Below are 1,903 nucleotides of genomic sequence, written 5' to 3'. Positions count from 1 at the left end.
AGAAATGCCGTTGGTGTAGTTATTGATACCGATGATCAAGGCGAGATTGCGAGAAAACATGTTATACTAAAAGCACTTATAAAGATAACTTTAATACTCTTGATTGCTAGCATCCCATTTTGGCAAATATATCTTTTTATGTGGGCGGTATAATCCCGCTCACACAGCTGGGGTATAGTTTGTCAAATCTGGGATGCTCCCTATTTATTCCCCAAGATAACCTGTTGACTTTACGCAGAAATTAGTATTTTCGTAATAAATCTTTACCTATTGACGAAAGCAGACAAGCCCTAGTGTCATTGGCGTATATATCTTTCCCCTCTTGTACCCATGCCTTTTTATGCAATAAGTCTGTTTACAACCTAGATACAAACCCTATAATGACCAGGCTACTGATTCAAACCCAAACTGTTCCTGTTATGGTCAATCTTCCTGGGATCATCCCAATGACTCTCGCCCAGTTTTATGAATTCTGTTTAGCCAATCGAGATCTACGAATTGAGCGCACCGCCAGTGGAGAAGTTGTGATTATGCCCCCAGTCTTTTCCGATACAGGCAATCGGAATCTGAAAATTTCTCAACAATTGGCTAACTGGGCTGATCTCGACGGTACGGGTGAAACCTTTGACTCCAGCACCGGCTTTACCTTACCCAAGGTCGCGATCCGCTCTCCAGATGCCTGTTGGATTAAACTGGAGAGCTGGAATGCCTTAACCGAAGAACAGAAAGCTTCCTTTGCCCCCATTTGCCCCGACTTTGTGATCGAGTTACGTTCAGCCAGCGATACACTCAGTGGCTTGCAAGATAAAATGCAAGAATACCTTGACAAGGGTACATCACTGGGTTGGTTAATCGACCGCCAAAACCGGAAAATTTACATTTATCGTCCTAATCAGAAACCAGAGATTTTGGACAATCCTGAAACCGTTAGCGGTGCTCCGGAACTGGCGGGGTTTGTGCTAAACATGAGCAAGATTTGGTGAAAGCAATTGTCAGCTATCAGCTAATGCGCTACTTGAGATGCTACTTGAGGTGCTATCAGACGTCAGCTATCAGCTAATGCGCTACTTGAGATGCTACTTGAGGTGCTATCAGCTATCAGCTAATGCGCTACTTGAGATGCTACTTGAGGTGCTATCAGCCTATGGGCTACAGATGGTGCTACTTGAGGTGCTATAGCACTACCCATTAAAGTTAGGACATTGATAAAAGCTCATTTGCTAATGCACGTCAACTTTTGCCTCTTGCCTCTTGCCAATGCCATTGCGCGTAGCGCTATATCAGCCTATGGTTTAGCTTTCGGTGCGATTGGCCTACGGCCACGCTACGGGATCAGCCCTACAGGCATAGCTGCGCTGACCGGACTACTTCTCAACCAAGATTAACGAGAGTGCGAACGCGCCCCGCGTGACATGCAGGTCGATCGCACTTCTGTGCTAAGAGTTTTGAGAAAGCGATCGCACTTGTGTACCAACAGTTTTAAGAAAGCGATCGCTCTTGTGTAGCAATAGTTTTGAGAAAGCGATCAGCCCTACACCGGTTAGCCCACACCCCATACCCAGTAAGGCTAACAATGCTGCTTGTCACCCCGTCAGGTCAAAAAGACACCGGTTAACTAGTATAATTAACTTAAAAAAAGTTAATTTTTTTTTACATAAAAGGTACCCTCAAGGGGACTATTAAGCTGGGGTTAGATGTATTATTATTTTGGAATAAACATACCCCATTCAGCTGTGTAAGCATGATTATACTGCCTACATAAAAAGATATATTTGCCAAAATAGGATTGTTCCAATCACTAGCATTAAAGTTATCTTTATAAGTGCTTTTAGAATAAAACGCCATGTTCTCCCGCAATCTCGCCTTGATCATCGGCATTAACAACTACCAAAACGGCATTTCC

The 1,903-nt window shown here is 43.7% G+C and carries 3 protein-coding genes; 2 read left to right on the top strand and 1 reads right to left on the bottom strand.

The window, feature by feature from the left end; translation table 11 throughout:
• Positions 1–380 precede the first annotated feature (380 nt).
• Positions 381–983 (top strand): Uma2 family endonuclease, encoded by a 603-nt coding sequence (locus F6J94_RS33470; protein ID WP_293048184.1) that lies wholly within the window; start codon positions 381–383, stop codon positions 981–983.
• Between the two features lie 240 nt (positions 984–1,223).
• Positions 1,224–1,385, top strand: a complete 162-nt coding sequence (locus F6J94_RS33465; protein ID WP_293030909.1) for a hypothetical protein — start codon at positions 1,224–1,226, stop codon at positions 1,383–1,385.
• Between the two features lie 51 nt (positions 1,386–1,436).
• On the opposite strand, the gene F6J94_RS33460 is transcribed toward F6J94_RS33465, so the two are convergent.
• Positions 1,437–1,574, bottom strand: coding sequence for a hypothetical protein (locus F6J94_RS33460; protein ID WP_293030912.1), 138 nt, complete (start codon positions 1,572–1,574; stop codon positions 1,437–1,439).
• Positions 1,575–1,903 lie beyond the last annotated feature (329 nt).

The sequence above is a fragment of the Moorena sp. SIO1F2 genome (genome assembly GCF_010672755.1).
GTDB lineage: Bacteria > Cyanobacteriota > Cyanobacteriia > Cyanobacteriales > Coleofasciculaceae > Moorena.
This window is presented reverse-complemented; position numbering and strand designations above follow the sequence as displayed.

What these genes read in the sequence shown, in the direction of transcription:
- F6J94_RS33465 (WP_293030909.1), top strand. Translation starts at nt 1,224, where the DNA reads ATGCACGTCAACTTTTGCCTCTTGCCTCTTGCCAATGCCATTGCGCGT.
- F6J94_RS33470 (WP_293048184.1), top strand. Translation starts at nt 381, where the DNA reads ATGACCAGGCTACTGATTCAAACCCAAACTGTTCCTGTTATGGTCAAT.